The following is a 21,823-nucleotide window of genomic DNA, read 5'->3' as shown; positions in this document are numbered from 1 at the left end:
ATGACGTTGTGAACAGGGTTATGCCGGGCGGGAATGACGTTGTGAACAGGATGATGTAGGGGTCGGGCATGCCCGACCCGGGGAGGTTAAAACTCTTGCAGGCGGCTTTCCGACGGCTGTGGTCGGCCAAAGTAGTACCCCTGGAACAGGGTACAACCTTCTGCTTTCAGGCGTTCAAACTGCTCGTTGCTTTCCACACCTTCCGCCGTGATCTGAATATCCAAACTGCGGCTCATGCCGGTGATAGCACGGATAATCGCCAGTGCTTCACGACTGTCATGCATATCGTTAATAAACGACTTGTCGATTTTGATTTTGTCGAACGGGAACGATCGCAGATAGCTGAGCGATGAATAGCCGGTACCAAAGTCATCCAGCGCGATACGCACGCCTAAGGCCTTCAGCTTCTGCAAGATATGGATATTCACCAGGGTGTTATCCAGCAGTACGGATTCGGTGATCTCCACTTCCAGCCGATGCGGTGCCAGACCGGAGTCCTTCAGCGCGGCTTCCACTACCGAGACCAGCGCGCTGTTTTTAAACTGCAATGGTGACAGGTTTACCGCCACGCTTTGCTCACCCGGCCAGGTGGCGGCCTCACGGCAGGCCTCATACAGGGCATAGGCTCCCAGGCTGTGGATCAGCCCGGTCTCTTCGGCAATCGGGATAAAGTCCATCGGCATAATCATGCCTCTTTCCGGATGATGCCAGCGCATCAGCGCTTCATAGCCGATGATCTCGCGGTGCAGGTTGTTCGTGATCGGCTGGTAATAGAGCCTGAGCTGGCGGCAGGTGATGGCCTCACGCAGGTCGCTTTCAATCACACGGCGCTTCTGCGCCATATCACTCATGGCCACGGTGAAGTGCTCAAAGCGGTTACGGCCGTTACGCTTGGCTTCGTACAGCGCCATATCCGCACAGCGCAGCAGTTCATCCGGCGTGGTCATGCCGCTGTCGGCAATCGCAATCCCCACACTCAGCCCGACGGAGAGATTGTGCCCATCCACGCTGAACGGCGGACGAATGGTATCAATCAGACGGCTGGCGACCACTTCGGCTTCCTGCTGATGCGTCAGCCCTGGCAACACAATCGAGAACTCGTCGCCACCGCTGCGTGCCAGCGTGTCCTGCTCGCGCAATACTGCGCGCAGCCGCACCGCCACCGAACGCAGCAGATCATCACCCACCTGATGACCCAGCGCATCGTTAACGTTTTTAAAATTATCCAGATCAAGCCCCAGCGTTGCCGTCTTGCGCCGCGCATCACGGTCTTCACGCAGCGCCTCGGTCAGGCGCTGGCTGAACAGAACGCGGTTGGGCAGGCTGGTGAGGTTATCGTGATGCGCCATATGGTGAATACGGGCATCCGCAGCGCGCTGATCGGTTACATCATCCGCGATCAGCAGCACATAGTTATGGTGCTCATCGTTACCACGAATGATCGATGCGCTGGCGTTGATAATGCGCTCACCACCCGGCGTTGTGAGCAGCCGCTCATTGCGCTGCATCCCCTCTTTACGCTGCGCGCTATCAGAGAGTTGCATAAAGTACTCACCCATCTCTGCCGTCATGCAGTCCGGTGCACGTTTGCCGATAAAGTCGCGCTGCGTGCCACCCAGCAGCTTTTCCGCCTTGCTGTTGATCAACAGGATCTCGCGCGAAACCACATCCTCAACGATGACGCAGGAGGGAATGTTAGCAATGATGGTATCGAGAAACGTTGACAGTGAGGCCATTTTTTCACTGTTCTGCTCCGCCAGATCTTTCGAACGCAGGATCTGCTGTTCGTACTCACGGACTTCGGTGCAGTCGCGGGTGATCTTGGCAAAGCCTATCAGCTGATCGTCATCATTACGGATCGCGTCGATCACCACATGAGCCCAGAAGGCACTGCCATCTTTGCGATAGCGCCAGCCATAATCTTCAAAACGCCCGCTGTTGGCCGCCGTTTTCAGGTTGGTTTCTGGCAGTTGCAGCAGACGATCCTGAGCGCTGTAGAAACAGGAGAAGTGCTTACCGACGATTTCTTCCGAGGTGTAGCCTTTGGCACGGCGTGCACCGGTATTCCAGTTCATCACCATGCCACGCGGGTCCAGCATATAGATGGCGTAATCCTTTACCCCTTCCACCAGCACGCGGAATGTCTGCTCGCGTTCGGTTTGTTCGCGCTGCATACGGCGCTGCTCGGTGCAGTCGCGGGTAATTTTGGCGTAGCCAAGCAGCTTACCGTCATCGTCATGTACTGCATCAATAACCACATGTGCCCAGAACGCGCTACCGTCTTTACGGTAACGCCAGCCCTGCTCTTCAAAACGCCCGGTGCGATACGCCGTTTTCAGGTTCTGTTCCGGCAGTTTATTCAACCGGTCCTGCGAGCTATAGAAACAGGAGAAGTGCTTACCGATGATCTCTTCAGCGGTATAGCCTTTAGAACGGCGGGCCCCGGCATTCCAGTTCACCACCAGGCCTTCCGCATCCAGCATGTAAATGGCGTAGTCGGTGACGCCTTCCACCAGCAGGCGGAAACGTTGTTCATGTGCACGCTGCTCGCTCAGCAGCCGTTGCTGTTCAGTGCAATCGCGGGTGATTTTGGCGAAACCGATTAACTCGCCACTCTCGCTGCGGATGGCATCAATGACCACATGAGCCCAGAAGGCGCTGCCATCTTTGCGATAGCGCCAGCCTTCCGTCTCAAAGCGCCCACTCTCACGCGCAGTCTGCAACCCAAATTCCGGCAGGCCTTTTTGGCGATCTTCATAGCTGTAAAAGCAGCTAAAGTGCTTCCCGACGATCTCGGCAGGCAGGTAACCTTTGGCACGCTGTGCCCCCGGATTCCAGTTGGCGACGGTACCATCAGGCGTGAGCATATAGATCGCATAATCGACCACGCTTTGTACCAGCAGTCGGTACATAACATCTGAGTTTTCATTCATTATTATTTTCGCCTGGGCGCTGATGGTCATTTTCCCCTCTGAGGAAAACACTGTCAGCGCTGCAATACGCCGTTCGCTGGCGTAAAATATACCGCCCCCGCCCCCCGTAGGCAGCAGGATTCTTGTCTTTCAGTGTGCTCAATCCACACGGGTATAAACCGAAAACATCAGCCAATTCAAGCTAATTCAATCTATTGATAGCAGTTCATTGATCGTTATCGGCTTTGATTAAAAAACATTCAGCATTAATTTTCAGGCGACCACGCTATATAACGTGAATTTAAAGGTAAATTTGTTGTTTCTCTTCCACAAAATAAAGATTACGGGGCAATTAACGGCATAAATAACCAAAGGAAATAAAGTATTTTCGTCACGGACATTAATAGATACAACCGTAACGAGATTACTCACAGGCAATCGCGGTATAACCACCAGACATTGACAGCGGAGTGCCTATGTTTAAATCCTTTTTCCCCAGGCCAGGGCTGTTTTTCAGCAGCGTAGTGATCTGGAGCCTGCTGGCCGTTTTGTTCTGGTTTGGCTATGCCGACAGCAAGTTCGCTCACCTGATGATCCATTTGACATGGATTCCCCCCGGCACGTTGCCCAACAACGCACTGCGTTTCATCTCCCCCGGCGAACTGGGTTTCTACAGCTATTACCTGCTGGTCACGCTGCTGTTTGCCGGAGGCTGGTTTATTTTCAGCCCCCACCCCTGGCAGCGCTGGTCCATCCTCGGCAGTGCGCTGATTATCTTTGTCACCTGGTTTTCCGTGCAGGTGGGCGTAGCGATCAACAGCTGGTATGAGCCGTTCTATGACCTGATACAAAAGGCCATGGCACACCCGAACACTATTCAGATCTCGGCGTTTTATACCCAGATAAACGGCTTTCTCAGTATCGCGTTTATTGCCGTGGTGATTGATGTGCTGAATTTGTTTTTTATCAGCCACTTCGTGTTCCGCTGGCGCACCGCGATGAACAGTTACTACATGGAATACTGGCCGCGCCTGCGCCATATAGAAGGGGCCGCCCAGCGCGTGCAGGAAGATACCATGCGTTTCGCGTCCACGCTGGAGGATATGGGCGTCAGGTTGATTGATGCGGTGATGACGTTGATCGCCTTTTTACCGGTGCTGGTGGCGCTGTCAGTGCATGTGAAAACCGTGCCGATCCTGGGCCAGATTCCCTATGCGCTGGTGATAGCTGCGGTAGTGTGGTCACTGTTCGGCACCGGGCTACTGGCGGTAGTGGGGATTAAGCTGCCGGGGCTGTCGTTTCGTAATCAGCGGGTGGAAGCCGCTTACCGTAAAGAGCTGGTGTACGGTGAGGATGACGCGCAGCGCGCCAGCCCTCCGCTGGTACGCGATCTGTTCAGCCACGTACGTAAAAACTATTTTCGACTCTACTTTCACTATCTCTACTTCAATATCGCCCGCATTTTTTATCTGCAACTGGATGCGGTATTCAGCATCTTTGTGCTGTTTCCCTCGATCATCACTGGGGCGATCACCCTTGGCCTGCTGACGCAGATCACCAATGTGTTCGATCAAGTGCGCAACGCGTTCCAGTATCTGATCAATGCCTGGACTACATTGGTGGAGCTGATGTCGATCTACAAGCGTCTGCGCAGCTTCGAGCGCGCACTGGATTAAGGAGGGCGGGCTGACCGAAGAAGAAGGTCAGCCCGCGAAGATTAGCCTGCCAGCGCGGCAAACACTTTTTCTACCGCACAGGCTCCCGGATCTTTCACCCCGTCCAGGCTCTCCTGGTTGAGGTAAGAGGAGCGTCCGGCACGTGCGCTGCGCATGGTGCTGGTGCTGTCGGCCCCCTTTTTAGCCGCCGTGGCCGCTGCAGTCAGACCGTCGCCGTTAAGCAGTGCAGCAAAGGCAGGCTGTAAGGCATCAATCATCGTGCGATCCCCGACCTGCGCCCCGCCGTAGTGCTGCATACGCTCCAGACCCGCGGTGAATGCCTGTGCCAGCGATGCGCCCTGGGCGAGCTGCTGTCCGGCGGCGGTAAACATGATCGACATCAGCACCCCACTGGAGCCGCCCATCACCGTGGCCAGCTTCTCACCCACCACCGTCAGCAGCGCCTCTGGCTGATTCAGCGGTAATTCCCCGGCTTCGCTCGCCTCCAGAACGCTACGCGCGCCGGCTGCAAAAGTTGACCCGGTATCCCCGTCACCCACCTTCGCATCCAGCTGATTAAGCTCACTTTCCAGCCCGATCAGTGTCTGACAAATCGTCGTGACGATGGACGCTGTCGCCGGGTTGTCTGAAGGGGTAAACGACTGTAGCGAGTCGGCCAGTTTGGCCGGGATCTCCGCCAGCGTTGCAGGCGCGATGGCCGGGCTCCAGCCGCTGACTTCCACCGGTGCCAGCAGCGCGGTTTCCAGAGAGGGATCAAGCTGCATCACTGAGAGTGAAAAGCCTTTCATATCGCCGTGGATCCCCATCCCCAGTTCGCTGCACCCTTCCGGTACGCGGTGATCGTCACGCGCCTCGCCCGGCACATGGCAGGTGGTGAAAGCCAGCCCGATGGAGGCAGTAGCGTCACAGGCCTGCTGCGCCAGCGCGGCCACCTCCGTCAGCGACTGGCCCTGTTCGGCGGCATAGCCCGCCACTTTATGCACCAGTGCGGTCCCGGCGATACCGCGCGGCTGCGGGTTATCCGGCAGCGCAATGTCGTCGCGCACCATCACCATTTCCACCTGGTAGCCCATGCCACGGGCCTTTTCTGCCGCCAGCCCGAAGTTAAGACGATCGCCAGTGTAGTTTTTGACGATCAGCAGACAGCCCGCCTCCCCGGTCACATTGATAATGGCGTGCAGAACGGCATCGACGCTGGGGGAAGCGAAGATATCGCCGCACACCGCTGCCGTCAGCATCCCTTCCCCACAAAGCCAATATGAGCGGGTTCATGACCCGAACCGCCACCGGAGATCAGCGCAACGCGTGACTTGTCCCAGTCATTGCGCACGACCACACGCTGATTCATGAAAAACTGACTCATTGCGCACTCCTTGTTAAATGAAGAATATTAATTACCCTTTCAACTAATAAACAATACCCTACGTTAAGAGAGTTAGCCCGGGGATATTTACCTGTTCCCGCCAAAGATTAAAACCAGGTTCACATACAACGTTGCGCCATATAAAGATGCCCTTAGAAATAAGCACACAATTAATTGATAACACTCACCTTTAATTCCCTGTTAATATTTTAATACATATTTAACACAAAGGTGATATGACAATGAAACTTCAGTATCAATCACACTTTGCTATTAAATGTAATGCATTCCACAGACATTGCGTATATAACTGTCCTCGGCTAACCACAACATAACAATACGCCGTTTAGCCAATGATATAAAAGTCCAATGAGGTGCCGCGCGGCAGGCCATCAAACACAATTACAGGCAAATCACTGCCCGCATCACATCTCAGCAGTCACGCCAACACCAGGGCGTCAAAAGGAGCAGGCTTAATCCCCTGCTCCTTTTTTTTCATCGTTGATTGTCACTTTTTAATCCGCTGTTGTCAGTTTTGCGCCAGCCAGCCAGCGCATTTTCACCGCAGAATAGTCACTCACCCAACAAGGAGCCTGACTATGCTGCACCAACCTGCCGACAAATATCACGCCTTTCCTCCCGTCACATTGACCGATCGCCAGTGGCCTGCCCGCACGCTGACCGCCGCCCCGCGCTGGCTCTCTACCGACCTGCGTGATGGCAATCAGTCACTGGCCGAGCCAATGGATGGCGCACGTAAAAAAGCGTTCTGGCAGTTGCTGATACAGTGTGGTTTCAAAGAGATCGAAGTGGCGTTTCCTTCAGCGTCACAGACCGACTTCAATTTCGTTCGTGAACTGATCGAAGAGCGGATGATCCCGGATGATGTGACGATCCAGGTTCTGACCCAGGCAAGAGCCGATCTGATCGATCGCACGTTTGTCTCTCTGGAAGGGGCAAAGCAGGCCTGCGTGCATTTGTACAATGCCACCGCACCGGTGTTTCGCCGCCTGGTGTTTCGCCAGAGCCGTGAGCAGATTATCGAACTGGCCGTGAACGCCACACGTCTGATCCGACAACGCTGTGAGGAGCAGACGCAGACGCACTGGACCTTTGAATACTCACCGGAAACCTTCTGCTTCACCGAGGCCGATTTTGCACTGGAAATCTGTGAAGCGGTGGCCGCCGTCTGGCAGCCCTGTGCACAGCGGCCGATGATCATCAACCTGCCTGCCACGGTGGAGGTCAGCACACCTAACGTGTATGCCGACCAGATCGAATACTTCTGCCGTCACTTTTCTCAGCGCCCGCAGGTGTGTATCAGCGTGCATCCGCATAACGATCGCGGCACCGGGATTGCCGCCGCAGAGCTGGCACTGCTGGCCGGGGCCGATCGGGTTGAAGGCTGCCTGTTTGGTAACGGCGAACGCACGGGGAATGTGGATCTGGTGACGATGGCACTGAACTTCTATACCCAGGGCATTCATCCGCAGCTCGACTTCAGCCAGATGAAACAGGTGGTCGATGTGGTGGAGCAGTGCAACCAACTGCCGGTGCATCCGCGCCATCCCTACGCCGGGGAACTGGTGTTTACGGCCTTTTCAGGCTCCCATCAGGATGCGATTAAAAAGGGCTTTGCAGCCCGTCAGCAGCAGGAGCGCTGGGAAGTGCCTTACCTGCCACTCGACCCGGCGGATATTGGCTGTAGTTACGAAGCGGTGATCCGCGTCAACAGTCAGTCCGGTAAAAGTGGGGCGGCATGGATGATCGAGCAGAATCATGGACTGGCTCTGCCACGCGCCCTGCAACAGGACTTCAGTCAGCAGGTGCAGCAGGTTGCCGATCGGGAAAGCCGTGAAATGACTCAGGCCGCCATCTGGCAGCTGTTTCGCCGGGTATACGGTCTGGAAGCGACACATTTACAGCTGGGTGAGTACCGCAGCGAAAGCGACAGCCAGGGGCAGTTGCGTTTCGACGCGGGCATTCAGCAGGGCGACAAACATTACAACATCAGCGGGCGGGGGAACGGCCTGCTGTCTGCGGCAGCCGATGCGTTGCGCCAGGCGCTGGATGTCTCCTTTACCATTCAGGATTATCATGAACATACGCTCGGCCAGCGCAGTGACAGCCGCTCCGTCACCTATCTGCGCTGCATCTTCCCTGGCAACCGCAGCGCCTGGGGCGTGGGCATTGACAGCGATGTATCGCGAGCCTCGTTGCAGGCGCTGCTGAATGCCGTGGCGCAGGATCAACTGGGCGGGAAGTAGTCGCTGGGAGCAACGCCGAGGATACGGCGGAACATGGCGCTGAAAGCGCTCTGGCTCTCATAACCCAGCTCCAGTGATACCGTCAGCACCGAGTCGCCCCGAGCCAGGCGCGTCAGGGCTTCCATCAGGCGGGCGCGCCGCACCCAGTCGCTGAATTGCAACCCCGTCTCCTGATGAAAATGCCGCGCCAGCGTACGGCTGCTGACATTAATGCGTTGGGCGCTGTTTTCCAGCGTCCAGCGCTCGCCCGGTGCCGCCCTCAGCGCCTGGCAAAGCCCGACCAGGGCTGCACTCTGCGGTTCCGGCAGGTTGAAAGGCAGCACGCTCATCACCCGAATTTCATCAAGGATCAGTTCATAAATACGTTCAGCGCGGCTGGCGGGAGCATAATGTTCAGGCAGGTCGAGAGCGCTAACAATCAACTCGCGCAGCAGGGGCGACACCTGCACCACCTGGCAACTGGCAGGCAGATCGGCGCGCGCCAGGGGGTCGATAAACAACGTGCGTGCCGCAACGTCTCCGGTCATCTGCAACGCATGTTTCACCCCGGCAGGCAGCCAGACACCGCGCCCCGGCGGTACAACCCAGTGCCCGAGCGGCGTCTCAATCCGTACCACGCCCGTCAGCGTATGTACCAGCTGCGCGCAGTTGTGATGATGCAATGGCTCAACATCGCCATGTTGATAGTCGTGTGCATAGGGGATCAGCGGGCGGTGGGCAAAGGAGAAATCGACGGTAGCTGACATGGGAGTCTCGCAGGTTAACGGAGAGTCAGCATAACAAATGTTAAGCGGGTCGGGCATGCCCGACCCCTACAGATTTTCCCTGATGGGTTAACGGAACACGCTGATAGCTTCGACCAGACGCGTAGCCTGCCGCGTCATACGCCCGGAAGCCTGTGCGCCCTCTTCCACTTTTGCCGCATTCTGATGAGTAATGTTATCCAGATCTTCCACCGCCAGGCTGATCTCGCCGATGGCCGTGGACTGTTCGGCGGTTGCCGCGCTGATCTGCGCGATCAACGACGTTACGTTCTGCACCTGAGACACAATACTTTCCATCGTTTTCCCCGCTTCATTGACATGCAACGTGCCGGATTTCACTTTGTCAGCGCTGCTCTCCACCAGCATTTTGATCTCACTCGCGGCCTTGGCGCTGCGCTGGGCCAGGCTGCGCACTTCCCCGGCGACCACGGCAAAACCTTTACCCTGCTCACCGGCGCGAGCGGCTTCCACCGCAGCATTCAGCGCCAGAATATTGGTCTGGAAGGCAATGCCGTCAATCACGCTGGTGATGTTGGCAATTTTCTTCGAACTGTCGGTGATCTCCGCCATCATCTTGACCATATCATTCATCGCTTCACCGCCCTGTACAGCGGCGCTGCTGGTGCTGATCGACAGGCTTTTCACTTCGGCTGCAGTTTCGGTATTGCTCTTCACCGTGGCCGTCATTTCATTCATGGTGGCCGCGGTTTGCTGGACGTTGGCGGCGGCCTGTTCGGTGCGGCGGCTCAGTTCGCTGTTACCCTGCGCAATCGAGTCACTGGCGCTCAGCACATTAATTGCCTGGCCGCTGACATCATCCACTAACCAGCGGAACATCAGCCCAAGCTGACCTATGGCTCGCAGTGTGGTGCCGACCTCATCAACCCGGTCTATCTGCTCCACTTTATGATCGGCCCCGGTGGCCACGCGCAGCGCCTGCTGGCAAACGCGTTCAATCGGTCGTGAAATCTGCTGCTCCAGCCAGGCTGACGCCAGCAGCAACAGCACCGCCATGCCCGCAGCAAAAATACCCAGCGCAGCATGACTCAGCCCGAGTGCCCAGACGCCCAGCGTCGCCAGCGGCAGCAGCGCCAGCAACGCGCTGCGAATACGCCAGCGCAGCGGCAGGGTTTTAAAGACGGATCGCCAGGCCATCAGACCGGTACGAACAATCAGCCCTTTATGGAAGCACTTTCCTTTCGCCCGTCCGGTACGGAAATCCTGGTACAAACGCTCGGTGTCACGGATCTCCTGCTGGCTCGGCTTGGTGCGCACCGACATATAGCCCTGTACGTTGCCGTTACGTACCACCGGAATGGCATTGGCACGTACCCAATAATGGTCACCATCTTTGCGGCGGTTTTTCACCAGTGCGGTCCAGGGTTCCCCCTTTTTCAGCGTCGCCCACATATCGGCAAAGGCTTCCGGCGGCATATCCGGATGACGCACCATATTATGGGGCTGGCCGTTAATCTCTTCCGGCGTAAAACCACTCACCTCCATAAAGGCATCGTTGGCATAAGTGATATGGCTGTTGGTATCGGTGGTCGACATGAGTGTGGCATCATCGCCAAACGCATATTCTTGCTGTGTAACGGGCAAATTATTGCGCATGAGTTAAATCCTTGAATGGATCAACGGGAGTTGGACCAGGAAAAATTAGTAACGTTTTTTTATATTTTCGGCGCGAAATAGGGGATCTTTAGCAGGGTTTTTATAAATTTCGTGATCCGGGCGACAAAGCTTGTAACATCGACGCACGGACGCTGACCCACAAAAAATCACGGCCTGGAAACAACAAAAAACCATGATTTTAGTAAGTCATTATTCTTCAGGGAAAATTTATGATATTGCCAATGCATCTTTACCAGGCGGATAGGTGATGCAGGGGAATGCCCACAGATACCCCAGATAAAATGATAGCGATAAAGGAAGAAGTGCGCAGGGAGAGCTTATTCGGGCTGGCGATCAGGGCCACCAGCCCGTGGAGTTATCAGACTGAAGTCTGCGTTTTTAGCTGCGCTTCATAGGCTACGGCCTGTTTGGCATCAAACTGATCTTCCCACTTGGCAATCACCAGCACCGCCAGCGCATTACCCACCACGTTCAGCGCCGTACGCGCCATATCGAGGATACGGTCAACACCGGCAATAAACGCCAGCCCTTCCAGCGGAATACCCACGCTTCCTAGCGTTGCCAACAGCACCACAAAGGACACGCCCGGCACGCCCGCAATACCTTTCGACGTCACCATCAGCGTCAGCACCAGCACGATTTCCTGCCCCAGGGAGAGGTCAATGCCGTACAGCTGGGCAATAAAGATTGCCGCAATGCTCTGATAGAGGGTGGAGCCGTCAAGATTAAACGAGTAGCCCGTCGGTACCACAAAGCTGGTGATCGACTTAGGTGCACCGTAGGCTTCCATCTTCTCCATGATACGCGGCAGCACGGTTTCCGAACTGGCGGTAGAGTAAGAGAGGATCAGCTCATCTTTCAGGATGCGTATTAACGTTGTAATACGCAGCTTACAGAAGCGCGCCACCGCACCCAGTACCACCAGTGCGAAGAACAGGATCGCCACATACACCAGTATCACCAGCTTAGCCAGCGGCCACAGTGAAGCGAAACCGAAGTTTGCAACGGTGACGGAGATCAGCGCAAACACCCCAATCGGCGCATAGCGCATGATCATATTGGTGACTTTGAACATCGCTTCTGAGGTCGAACGGAACACTTTCACCAGCGGGTCACGGTGTTCAGACGGCAGCGAAGAGAGGCCCAGGCCGAACAGCACCGAGAAGAAGATAATGGGCAGCATGTCGCCTTTCGCAATCGCCGCAAAAATATTCTGCGGGATCAGCGACAGGATAGTGGTTACCAGACTGTGTGGCTGCCCCTGAACCTGCGCCGTTGTGGCTTCATACTTAGAGATGTCCACCGTTGCCAGCGTCGACATATCAATGCCGGAGCCGGGTTGAAACACGTTCGCCAGAGTAATTCCTGTCACAATGGCAATGGTGGTAATCACTTCGAAATAGACGATGGTTTTCACACCAATACGTCCGAGTTTTTTAGCATCACCGACACCGGCAATGCCGACAATCAGTGTAGAAATCACAATCGGTACAACGATCATTTTGATCAGATGGATAAAGATATCACCGGCAGGACTGAGAACGTTGGTGACTAACCATTCACGATTTTCTGGCTGATTATGCAATATCGCCCCAGCGGCGATCCCCAGCACCAGCGCAATCAATATTTGCCAGGCAAGGCTGAACTTTACGGCTTTCATAACGCGTCATTTCCTTAACAAAACCTGCTTTCCGCGTGGTGCATGCGGAGTGAATAACACTCAAAGGAGGCTGACCGGGATCGGGCAATTCGCAGGTAGTGGATAGTTGAAACCTGATTGACAGGCGCGTAATCAGTACCATTTTCAACGGACTAAATGCAACCCTGCGAGAGATGTGGCTACTTTACTATCTATTAACAGGATAAAGCGCTACCGTTAACATGAAGAAATAAGTCTTTGTAATAATTAGAAATATTCAGAATAAAAACAGCATAGCTATGCATAACCCCGCCATTCCCCGCAGAAACAAAATGGTCTATATGCGCTTTTTTTGCACGACATGTCGTGCGCATCTCAGCGGTTCTGACGGTAAATGAATATCTTTAGAGCAGGCAGTTCCCCCGATTCCATCACATTCTGTTATGACGTGATCTGCCGCGCAAAAAGAAAACAAAGCCAAACCAGCGTCTTCACTTAACCTTTGATTGACATATTATTAACAATCTTCAAGGAGGCCAGCTATGAGCCAATCACATACCTACCCGGTTCCCGCGAACATTGCGGAAAATACCCAGATCAATGCTCAGCAGTACGCGTCAATGTATCAGCAGTCGGTACAGGACCCCGATGCGTTTTGGGGTGAACAAGGCAAAATCCTCGACTGGATTAAGCCTTACACGTTGGTGAAGAACACCTCCTTTGCTCCCGGCAATGTCTCTATCCGCTGGTTTGAGGACGGCACGCTAAACCTGGCGGCCAACTGCCTTGACCGCCATCTGCAAACGCGTGGCGACCATCCGGCAATCATCTGGGAAGGCGATGACAGCAGTGAAAGCAAGACGATCACCTATCGCGAGCTGCACCAGGACGTCTGCCGCTTTGCTAACACCTTAAAAGCGCTGGGCATCAACAAAGGCGATGTCGTGGCTATCTATATGCCGATGGTGCCGGAAGCCGCCGTTGCCATGCTGGCCTGCGCACGTATTGGCGCTGTGCATTCGGTGATCTTCGGTGGATTCTCGCCAGAAGCGGTCGCCGGACGCATTATCGACTGTAACGCCCGGCTGGTGATCACCGCCGATGAGGGCGTACGTGCCGGGCGAACTATCCCACTGAAGAAAAACGTGGATGATGCCCTGAACAATCCCAACGTCACCAGCGTGGGGAACGTGGTGGTGTTTCGCCGTACCGGTAAAGAGGTTGGCTGGAACAGCGATCGCGACCTGTGGTGGCACGAGCTGGCGAACAACGCCAGCACCCATCACGAGCCGGAAGAGGTGGCTGCAGAAGACCCGCTGTTTATCCTTTATACCTCCGGTTCGACCGGAAAGCCGAAAGGCGTGCTGCACACCACGGGCGGCTACCTGGTGTATGCCGCCGCCACCTTTAAGTATGTGTTTGACTACCAAGCGGATGATATCTACTGGTGTACCGCCGATGTCGGCTGGGTGACCGGCCACAGCTACCTGCTGTATGGCCCACTGGCCTGTGGTGCCACCACGCTGATGTTTGAAGGCGTGCCGAACTGGCCAAAACCGAGCCGTATGGCGGAAGTGGTCGACAAGCATAAGGTGACGATCCTGTATACTGCCCCGACCGCCGTGCGTGCGTTGATGGCCGAAGGGGATAAAGCGATTGAAGGGACCGATCGTTCGAGCCTGCGCATCCTCGGGTCCGTTGGTGAGCCGATCAACCCGGAAGCCTGGGAGTGGTTCCACAAAAAAATCGGCAATGGCCGCTGCCCGATCGTGGATACCTGGTGGCAGACGGAAACCGGCGGTTTTATGATCACCCCGCTGCCGGGCGCGACTGCACTGAAACCGGGGTCGGCCTCCAACCCGTTCTTTGGCGTGCAGCCTGCACTGGTGGATAACGAAGGCAATGCGCTGGAGGGGGCCACTGAAGGCAACCTGGTGATCGTCGACTCCTGGCCGGGCCAGGCGCGTACGCTGTATGGCGATCACGAACGCTTCGAGCAGACCTATTTTTCCACCTTTAAAAATCAGTATTTTAGCGGTGACGGCGCACGTCGTGATGAGGATGGCTATTACTGGATCACCGGGCGCGTGGATGACGTGCTGAACGTCTCCGGCCATCGCCTGGGGACGGCAGAAATCGAATCTGCACTGGTGTCTCATCCCTTAATCGCCGAAGCGGCGGTGGTAGGTATTCCGCATGGTCTGAAAGGTCAGGCAATTTATGCCTATATCACTCTGAATCATGGCGAAGAACCTTCACCCGAGCTGTATACCGAAGTGCGCAATTGGGTACGTAAAGAGATTGGCCCGATTGCCACCCCGGATGTATTGCACTGGACAGATTCATTACCGAAAACCCGTTCCGGTAAAATAATGCGTCGTATCCTGCGCAAAATTGCTGCCGGTGATACCAGTAATCTCGGTGATACCTCTACTCTGGCCGATCCTGGCGTAGTGGAGAAATTACTCGAAGAGAAACAGTCCATTAAAATGCCATAACCCACAGGGGCCACCGTGCCCCTGCTTTTCATATTGACATCATAAACCTGCCGCAGAGCAGATCTGATTGCTTCACGTCTTAATATTGTCCGTACCAGGATATAAAAAAAATATATTCCCCCGATCTTGACGTTAATGCTTCAAGGATCAAAGGAATAACCCTGTCTCTGGAGATATTACAATGAGCAATGTCCTCTACGAAAGAATAGAACGAAGTGCGAAATTTAAAGAGCTGGTGAGAAAACGCCAGAGCTTTGCCACCCTGCTGTCCGTGATTATGTTAGTGCTGTATGTCGGGTTTATTTTGCTGATTGCTTTTGCCCCTGGCTGGCTCGGTACGCCGCTTTATGAAGGGACCAACGTGACGCGCGGTATTCCGATTGGCGTGGGCTTAATTGTGATTTCTTTTCTGCTGACCGGAGTTTACGTCTGGCGTGCTAATGGCGAGTTCGACCGTCTGACCCGCGAACTGCTGAATGAGGTGAAAGGATGAAATCACGCCATCTGTTCTTTGCGCTGGCGGCACTGTTGCCGTGTGGTGTACTGGCCGCCGATGCTATCAGCGGCGCGGTAGAGCGCCAGCCGACTAACGTCGAAGCGATTATCATGTTCCTGATTTTCGTCGCTTTTACGCTGGGGATCACTTACTGGGCCTCCAAACGCACCCGTTCACGCAGCGACTACTACACGGCAGGCGGCAATATCACCGGCTTCCAGAACGGTCTGGCGATGGCCGGGGACTTTATGTCTGCCGCCTCATTCCTCGGAATTTCCGCGCTGGTGTACACCTCCGGTTATGACGGGCTGATTTACTCGCTTGGTTTCCTGGTGGGCTGGCCGATCATTCTGTTCCTGATTGCCGAACGCCTGCGTAACCTCGGCCGCTATACCTTTGCAGATGTGGCCTCTTATCGTCTTAAGCAGAAGCCAATCCGCACCCTCTCCGCCTGCGGTTCTCTGGTGGTGGTGGCGCTGTATCTGATTGCGCAAATGGTGGGGGCAGGCAAGCTTATCCAGCTGCTGTTTGGCCTGGACTACCATGTGGCAGTGGTGTTGGTCGGGATCCTGATGGTGATGTACGTGCTGTTTGGCGGCATGCTGGCCACTACCTGGGTGCAGATTATTAAAGCCGTGCTGCTGCTGTTCGGCGCCAGCTTTATGGCGATTATGGTGATGAAAACCGTTGGCTTCAGCTTCAATACGCTGTTTACCGAAGCGATGAAGGTGCACCCGAAAGGCATCGCCATTATGAGCCCCGGCGGGCTGGTGCATGACCCGATATCGGCGCTGTCACTCGGACTGGGCCTGATGTTTGGTACCGCCGGGTTGCCGCATATTTTGATGCGCTTCTTTACCGTCAGCGATGCGCGTGAAGCACGTAAGAGCGTGTTCTGGGCCACCGGCTTTATGGGTTATTTCTACTTCCTGACCTTTATTATCGGGTTTGGTGCCATTCTGCTGGTCGGGGCTAATCCGGCGTTTAAGGATGCGACCGGGGCACTGATTGGCGGCAATAATATGGCGGCGGTGCATTTGGCCGACGCGGTGGGCGGCAGTCTGTTCTTAGGCTTTATCTCTGCTGTGGCCTTCGCCACCATTCTGGCGGTGGTCGCGGGTCTGACGCTGGCCGGCGCCTCGGCGGTGTCACACGATTTGTATGCAAGCGTGTTCCGTAAGGGCCAGGCGAGCGAACGTGATGAGCTGCGGGTGTCGAAGATCACCGTGGTGCTGCTGGGGATTGTGGCGATCCTGCTGGGCATTATGTTTGAGAAACAGAATATTGCGTTTATGGTCGGGCTGGCGTTCTCGATTGCGGCCAGCTGTAACTTCCCGATTATGTCGATGTACTGGTCGAACTGACCACGCGCGGGGCAATGATTGGCGGTTGGCTGGGTCTGCTGACGGCGGTGCTGCTGATGATCCTCGGCCCGACGGTGTGGGTGCAGGTGCTGGGACATGCCAAAGCCGTGTTCCCGTATGAGTATCCGGCGCTGTTCTCCATGCTGGCAGCATTTATCGGTACGTGGCTGTTCTCGGTGACCGACAACTCGGCATCGGGTGCGGAAGAGCGTCAACGCTTCCAGGCGCAGTTTGTGCGATCGCAAACAGGTGTCGGCATTGAGGGTGGGAAAGGGCATTAACACGGAACCCGTACGGGCGAGGCGCGCCTCGCCTAAGTCAAACGGGTCGGGCATGCCCGACCCCTACGGGTATATGTACCATCACCGTAGGGGCGAGCCCGCCGCGCCATGTCAAACGGATCGGGCATGCCCGATCCCTACGGGTATATGTACCATCGCCGTAGGGGCGAGGCACGCCTCGCCTGTGTCAAACGGATCGGGCATGCCCGACCCCTACGGGTATATGTATCATCACCGTAGGGGCGAGGCACGCCTCGTCCGTATCAAACAGGGTGGCAGGGCGTTAGAAGTGCAGTGCGGCGCCCACGTATGGACCATCAGCAACGACATTATCTTTACGGCCATCTTTGCCGTTCAGCGTCATATACTTGTAACCCACGCTCACATCCACCAGAGAGATTGGCTGGAAGCTCACGCCTGCAGATGCTTCCTGGTAGTTATCGATGTGGCTGGAAAACGAATCAGGAGAGTAGAAATACTCACCGTACACGTTAAACATTTTGGTCACAGGGACTTTCACGCCGCCACCAATGGCAATCGCGTAGCCATCTTTCGTGTCTTTCGGGTTAGTCGACAGCGCTTTAACGGTCGGAGACAGGAACACATCGCCAATCGCGACGTTGTAACCCAGACCCAGGCTCTCTACATTGCCATCATGATCGCTGCGCAGCCAGTCACCGGAAAGCGCAAAACCAGGGGTTGTTGTCCCCAGGCCAACGTGAACATCAGTGTAATCCTTACCCACACTCACGCCACCTTCGATAGCCTGAGCAGAGCCTGCCAGCGCCAGCAGCGCCAGTGCGCCGGTTGTCATTGCCACTCTTTTCATTTTATTCTCCTGATTAATTTTTACTCACGCCATGATGCGGCGGGCTTGCAGAGTAAACCAACCGCCCCTGAAATTATATGAGAAACAAACTAATCACGTTGAATTTGAGTAACCTTACAAACGCACTGAATCCAGTCCTGTTAGCCAACCGCCCACATGACATGCCCGATAGCAGGCGCTATCACCACGGTAACGACACCGGATAACATCATCACTAAGCTTGAAACCACGCCCTCCTGCTGACCCAGCTCATACGCGCGTGCCGTCCCGGCGCCGTGAGATGCCGCACCGAATCCGGCCCCTCGCGCCAGGCCTTGTTTGATGGCCAGACGCAGGAACAACAGGTCACCCACCGCCATGCCAAACACCCCGGTGATCACCACAAACAACGCCACCAGGTCCGGTTGCCCGCCCAGCTGCTTCGCTGCCGCAAGCGCAAACGGCGTGGTGATGGAACGCACTGCCAGGCTGCGCTGAATGCTCTCCGGCAACGCCAGCATCTGCGCCAGCCACACCGAACTGCATACCGCTACCGCCGTGGCGGTGATCACCCCGGCACTGAGCGACATCCAGTGACGACGAATGATCGCGATGTTCTCATACACCGGTACAGCAAACGCCAGTGTGGCCGGGCCAAGCAGCCACAAGAGCCAGCGGCTTTCACTGATGTAGTCCTGCCAGGAGATATGGGCCACCACCAGCAGCGCCACCAGCACCATTGGTGTCATCACCAGGGGCATCAGCAGCAGGCGGTGCCAGCGGCGATACAGTCGTTTATTGCAGAAGTAGACGGCCAGCGTGGCCAACAGACATAACACGCTGAGGATAAAATCATTCATCGCCCTTCCCCTGTTTACGCGCCGCCAGCCACAGCTCGAAGCGATACACGCGATCCACCACCAGCGAGGTGGCGCCCAGCACCAGCAGCGTACTGACACCAATCACCAGCAGAATTCGCCAGCCCTCAAGGCGCAACAGATCGCCATAGTTAACCACCGCGACAACGGCCGGAACAAAGAACAACAGCATTTCAGCCAGCAACCAGCTGGCACCGGCTTTGACCCACCCCAACGGCATTACGCGCAGCATAATCATCGACAACAGCAACAACATCCCAACGATGTTGGCGGGAAGGGGTAAATGCAGCCAGCTCACCAGCTGTTCTGAGACTAAAAACAGCCCGACATAAAGCGCCACCTGTAGCGGAACCTGAACCCGATGCAGCCAGGCAGAACCCTGTGGACGAAGTGCCAATGCCATGCTGTTTTCCCCTTTGTGAATGTTTTTATAGGAAAGAGTATAAAGCGGTAACAAAGGGTGAAAAAAATGACTTAATATTATCCCAACTATGCCAGACAGGAATGATTATGGACGTTCGCGCCCTGCGCTACTTTGTGGAAGTGGTTCGTCAGCAAAGCTTCACCCGTGCTGCAGAACAGCTCTACGTCACACAGCCGACCATTAGCAAGATGTTGCGCCAGCTGGAGGATGAGCTGGGCTGCACCTTATTGATCCGTGAGGGGCGTAAACTGCATCTGACGGATACCGGGCAGGCGGTGTACCAGCGCGGCGTGACTATCCTGCAAGAGTTTAAACAGCTGGAAGCGGAGATCAGCGATATCAACGAGCTGAAAACCGGCGAGCTGCGCCTGGGTATTCCCCCGATGGTGGGGATGCAAATTGCGGGTTCGATCTCCGCATTTCGTCAGCGTTATCCGGGCGTGGAGCTGAAAATATCTGAGTTTGGCGGCCTGACCGTGCAGCAGGCCGTGCTGTCCGGCAGTCTGGATATTGCCATGACCGCCCTGCCGGTCGCTGATGATTTGCCGCTGAATTCGCTGTCACTGATGAGCCACCCGCTGTGCGTGCTGGTGCCCCGTACCGAGGCCTGGTTGCGCCGCAGCCATATGCCGATCAGTGAGCTGGCCGGGCACCCGATCCTGATCTATAACGAAGAATTTTCCCTTAATCGCCAGCTGATGCGGGCGTTTCAGGCAAGTGGTTTTACTCCGCAGATTGCGGTGCGCAGCGGGCAGTGGGATTTTCTGGCCGCGATGGTGCAGGCGGGTATGGGCGTGGCGATTCTGCCGGAGCCTATCTGTCAGCGTCTGGATAAAAGCCAGCTTCTGTGGCTGCCGCTGGAGTCGGATCTGGTGTGGAATCTGGGATTAATCTGGCGCGAGGGGAGCTATCTGTCGCGCAGCGCACAGGCATGGATTACCTGCTGTCGCGAGTTCTGGCCGGGCGAAACACCGCGCATTTCATTGTAAACCCGCCGGGCGAGGCATGCCTCGCCCCTACACGCAATTTACAATGCCGGATTATCGCAGGAGCCGGACATGTCCGCCCACCAAAAACACACGAAATAGACACCGTCGGATTATCGTAGGGGTCGGGCATGCCCGACCCACAAACGCACGGGACCGCCGATGCGCAGTTATTCCTCTTTCTCGATCAACAGCGTTTCCAGCAGGTCGAGATCGTGCAACAGCTTCTGCATCGTCTCATTACTGATTTGCTGCGTGGCTCGCAGGTGATACAACTCCGCGCGCTCAGAACGCAGAGCGCTCAGACGGAAACGTCGCTCAAGGTTTTCGGCAAACAGCGCACGTTCCATATCCTCTTTGCCATCCACACGACGACGCAGATTGCCCATCACCCTTGAACTGACTTCTTTCAACAGCTCGGGGTCGATGTTCTCTTCCGTGTCGACCATCAGACGTTCTTCCATCTTATGCAGACTGTCGATGGCAACACTCGCCATCGTCGCACGCGCCATCTGTAGCTCACGGCGGTGGCCCGCTTTATCGATCCCTTCAACGCCTCGCAGCAGCAGCGGCAGCATGACCACCCCCACCAACAGCGAGAACAGGATCACCCCGGTCGCCAGGAACACCAGCTCATAACGCGCCGGGAAATCATTTCCGTTACTCAGCAACAGCGGAATCGACAACACACCGGCCAGGGTAATCGCGCCGCGTACCCCGGCGAAGGAAGCAATCAGCAGCTCACGCGTCGAGTAGCTGGAAAACTCCATCGGACGTTTTTTTAACGCCGTACGGCTGATAAAGCGCATGGTCCACAGCCAGCCAAAACGCACGACCATCAACGCCATATAGATCAGCACCACCGAGGCAAACAGCACCCACAGCTCAACATTCGGGTCAGCATCCGCCTGACGCACGGAGATTTCCAGAATGCCTGGCAGTTGCAGGCCCAGCATCAGGAAGACCATGCCGTTAAACACGAATTCCAGCATCTGCCAGACGCTGTTAGCACGCAGGCGCATAGCCAGCGGCGCCTGACGGATAATCCCGGAGCGTGAAATGGTCATCCCGGCGGCAACCGCCGCAAGAATGCCGGACACACCGATATGTTCGGCAATCAGATAAGACGCAAACGGCAGCAGCAGCAGCAGCACGGTCTGCGTGGCCGGATCATCGCCACTCCAGCGGCTGAACAGGCGCAGTGATTTACCGTATAACCAGCAGATTGCGATACCTGCCAGCAGGCCACCTATCGCCACTTTGGCGAATTCCAGCGAGGCCCCGGACACGGTAAACACCATCGTGCCCATCGCCACGGCGACGGCGAACTTCAGCGACACCAGGCCGGATGCGTCGTTCATCAACGCTTCGCCTTGCAGTATCCCCATAATTTTTTTCGGAATGCGCCCCTCGCCGACAATACCGGAGAGCGCCACGGCATCGGTCGGTGACAACACGGCCGCCAGTGCAAAGGCAGACAGCAGCGGAATACCCGGCACCAGCCAGTAAATCAGGTAGCCAATCCCGACAACGGTAATCAGCACCAGCACCAGCGCCAGGCCAAGGATCTCGCGCCCGTGGCGCAGAAACTCACTGGTCGGGGTTTTCCAGCCGTCAGCAAACAGCAGCGGCGGGATAAACAGCACTAAAAACAGCTCCGGATCAAAATCGACATGCAGACCAAACGTTGGCCAGGCGAGCAACGCGCCCATAGCGATTTGCACCAGAGGCAAAGGAATTTGAAAGGGAATAATACGCGCGGCGACGCCTGACAGCGACACAACCAGCGTCAAAATGAGAATGGTAAAGAAAATTTCCATGCGATCCTTTTT

The 21,823-nt window shown here is 55.8% G+C and carries 13 protein-coding genes and 2 pseudogenes; 6 read left to right on the top strand and 9 right to left on the bottom strand.

The annotated features are described in order from the left end of the window. Positions 1-86: 86 nt before the first annotated feature. Complete coding sequence (locus WH277_RS23725; protein WP_339507181.1) at positions 87-2,933, bottom strand: EAL domain-containing protein; 2,847 nt, start codon at positions 2,931-2,933, stop codon at positions 87-89. A 455-nt stretch (positions 2,934-3,388) separates the two neighbouring features. Between WH277_RS23725 and sbmA the strand changes: the two genes are divergently transcribed. Continuing rightward, the gene (gene sbmA, locus WH277_RS23720) at positions 3,389-4,588 is read left to right on the top strand and encodes a peptide antibiotic transporter SbmA (RefSeq protein WP_171149300.1); all 1,200 of its coding nucleotides are present in this window, start codon (positions 3,389-3,391) and stop codon (positions 4,586-4,588) included. Positions 4,589-4,629: 41 nt separating this feature from the next. Here sbmA and WH277_RS23715 read toward each other — a convergent pair. After that, a pseudogene (locus WH277_RS23715) lies at positions 4,630-5,951 on the bottom strand (dihydroxyacetone kinase subunit DhaK). A 599-nt stretch (positions 5,952-6,550) separates the two neighbouring features. Here WH277_RS23715 and leuA point away from each other — a divergent pair. Next, positions 6,551-8,218: a 2-isopropylmalate synthase gene (gene leuA, locus WH277_RS23710; protein ID WP_133842629.1), complete on the top strand. Its 1,668-nt coding sequence runs from the start codon at positions 6,551-6,553 to the stop codon at positions 8,216-8,218. Here leuA and WH277_RS23705 read toward each other — a convergent pair. The 3 genes from WH277_RS23705 to gltP form a co-directional block, all read right to left on the bottom strand. After that, positions 8,200-8,964, bottom strand: coding sequence for an AraC family transcriptional regulator (locus WH277_RS23705; RefSeq protein ID WP_133842630.1), 765 nt, complete (start codon positions 8,962-8,964; stop codon positions 8,200-8,202). The two genes, leuA and WH277_RS23705, sit on opposite strands and share 19 nt — an antisense overlap. 87 nt (positions 8,965-9,051) lie before the next feature. After that, positions 9,052-10,596, bottom strand: coding sequence for a methyl-accepting chemotaxis protein (locus WH277_RS23700; protein ID WP_133842631.1), 1,545 nt, complete (start codon positions 10,594-10,596; stop codon positions 9,052-9,054). A 379-nt stretch (positions 10,597-10,975) separates the two neighbouring features. Further along, positions 10,976-12,277, bottom strand: coding sequence for a glutamate/aspartate:proton symporter GltP (gene gltP, locus WH277_RS23695; protein ID WP_133842632.1), 1,302 nt, complete (start codon positions 12,275-12,277; stop codon positions 10,976-10,978). 521 nt (positions 12,278-12,798) lie between these two features. Here gltP and acs point away from each other — a divergent pair. The 3 genes and pseudogenes from acs (at position 12,799) to WH277_RS23680 (ending at position 16,895) form a co-directional block, all read left to right on the top strand. Continuing rightward, positions 12,799-14,754, top strand: coding sequence for an acetate--CoA ligase (acs, locus tag WH277_RS23690; RefSeq protein WP_133842633.1), 1,956 nt, complete (start codon positions 12,799-12,801; stop codon positions 14,752-14,754). Between the two features lie 181 nt (positions 14,755-14,935). Next, positions 14,936-15,247, top strand: a complete 312-nt coding sequence (locus WH277_RS23685; RefSeq protein WP_133842634.1) for a DUF485 domain-containing protein — start codon at positions 14,936-14,938, stop codon at positions 15,245-15,247. Next, a pseudogene (locus WH277_RS23680) lies at positions 15,244-16,895 on the top strand (cation acetate symporter). Before WH277_RS23685 ends, WH277_RS23680 begins: the two are co-directional and overlap by 4 nt. Before the next feature lie 283 nt (positions 16,896-17,178). On the opposite strand, the gene WH277_RS23675 reads toward WH277_RS23680, so the two are convergent. The 3 genes from WH277_RS23675 to WH277_RS23665 all read right to left on the bottom strand — a co-directional run bounded on the left by WH277_RS23675 (position 17,179) and on the right by WH277_RS23665 (position 18,984). Then, on the bottom strand, positions 17,179-17,724 hold the full coding sequence (locus WH277_RS23675) for a YfaZ family outer membrane protein (protein ID WP_133842636.1): 546 nt from the start codon (positions 17,722-17,724) through the stop codon (positions 17,179-17,181). A 140-nt stretch (positions 17,725-17,864) separates the two neighbouring features. Next, positions 17,865-18,563: an LrgB family protein gene (locus WH277_RS23670; protein WP_339507177.1), complete on the bottom strand. Its 699-nt coding sequence runs from the start codon at positions 18,561-18,563 to the stop codon at positions 17,865-17,867. Then, positions 18,556-18,984, bottom strand: a complete 429-nt coding sequence (locus tag WH277_RS23665; RefSeq protein WP_133842638.1) for a CidA/LrgA family protein — start codon at positions 18,982-18,984, stop codon at positions 18,556-18,558. The genes WH277_RS23670 and WH277_RS23665 overlap by 8 nt, the downstream gene beginning before the upstream one ends. Before the next feature lie 107 nt (positions 18,985-19,091). Here WH277_RS23665 and WH277_RS23660 point away from each other — a divergent pair, with 107 nt between their 5' ends. Then, a complete protein-coding gene (locus WH277_RS23660; RefSeq protein ID WP_133842639.1) occupies positions 19,092-19,994 on the top strand; it encodes a LysR family transcriptional regulator in 903 nt (300 codons plus the stop codon). Positions 19,995-20,161: 167 nt separating this feature from the next. On the opposite strand, the gene WH277_RS23655 is transcribed toward WH277_RS23660, so the two are convergent. Continuing rightward, positions 20,162-21,811, bottom strand: coding sequence for a Na+/H+ antiporter (locus tag WH277_RS23655; protein ID WP_133842640.1), 1,650 nt, complete (start codon positions 21,809-21,811; stop codon positions 20,162-20,164). Positions 21,812-21,823: the final 12 nt, after the last annotated feature.

The organism is Erwinia sp. MYb416 (genome assembly GCF_037479575.1).
In the GTDB taxonomy this organism is placed as follows: domain Bacteria; phylum Pseudomonadota; class Gammaproteobacteria; order Enterobacterales; family Enterobacteriaceae; genus Erwinia; species Erwinia rhapontici.
The sequence above is the reverse complement of the archived record's forward strand: the minus strand, read 5'-3'. Positions and strand labels throughout refer to the sequence as shown.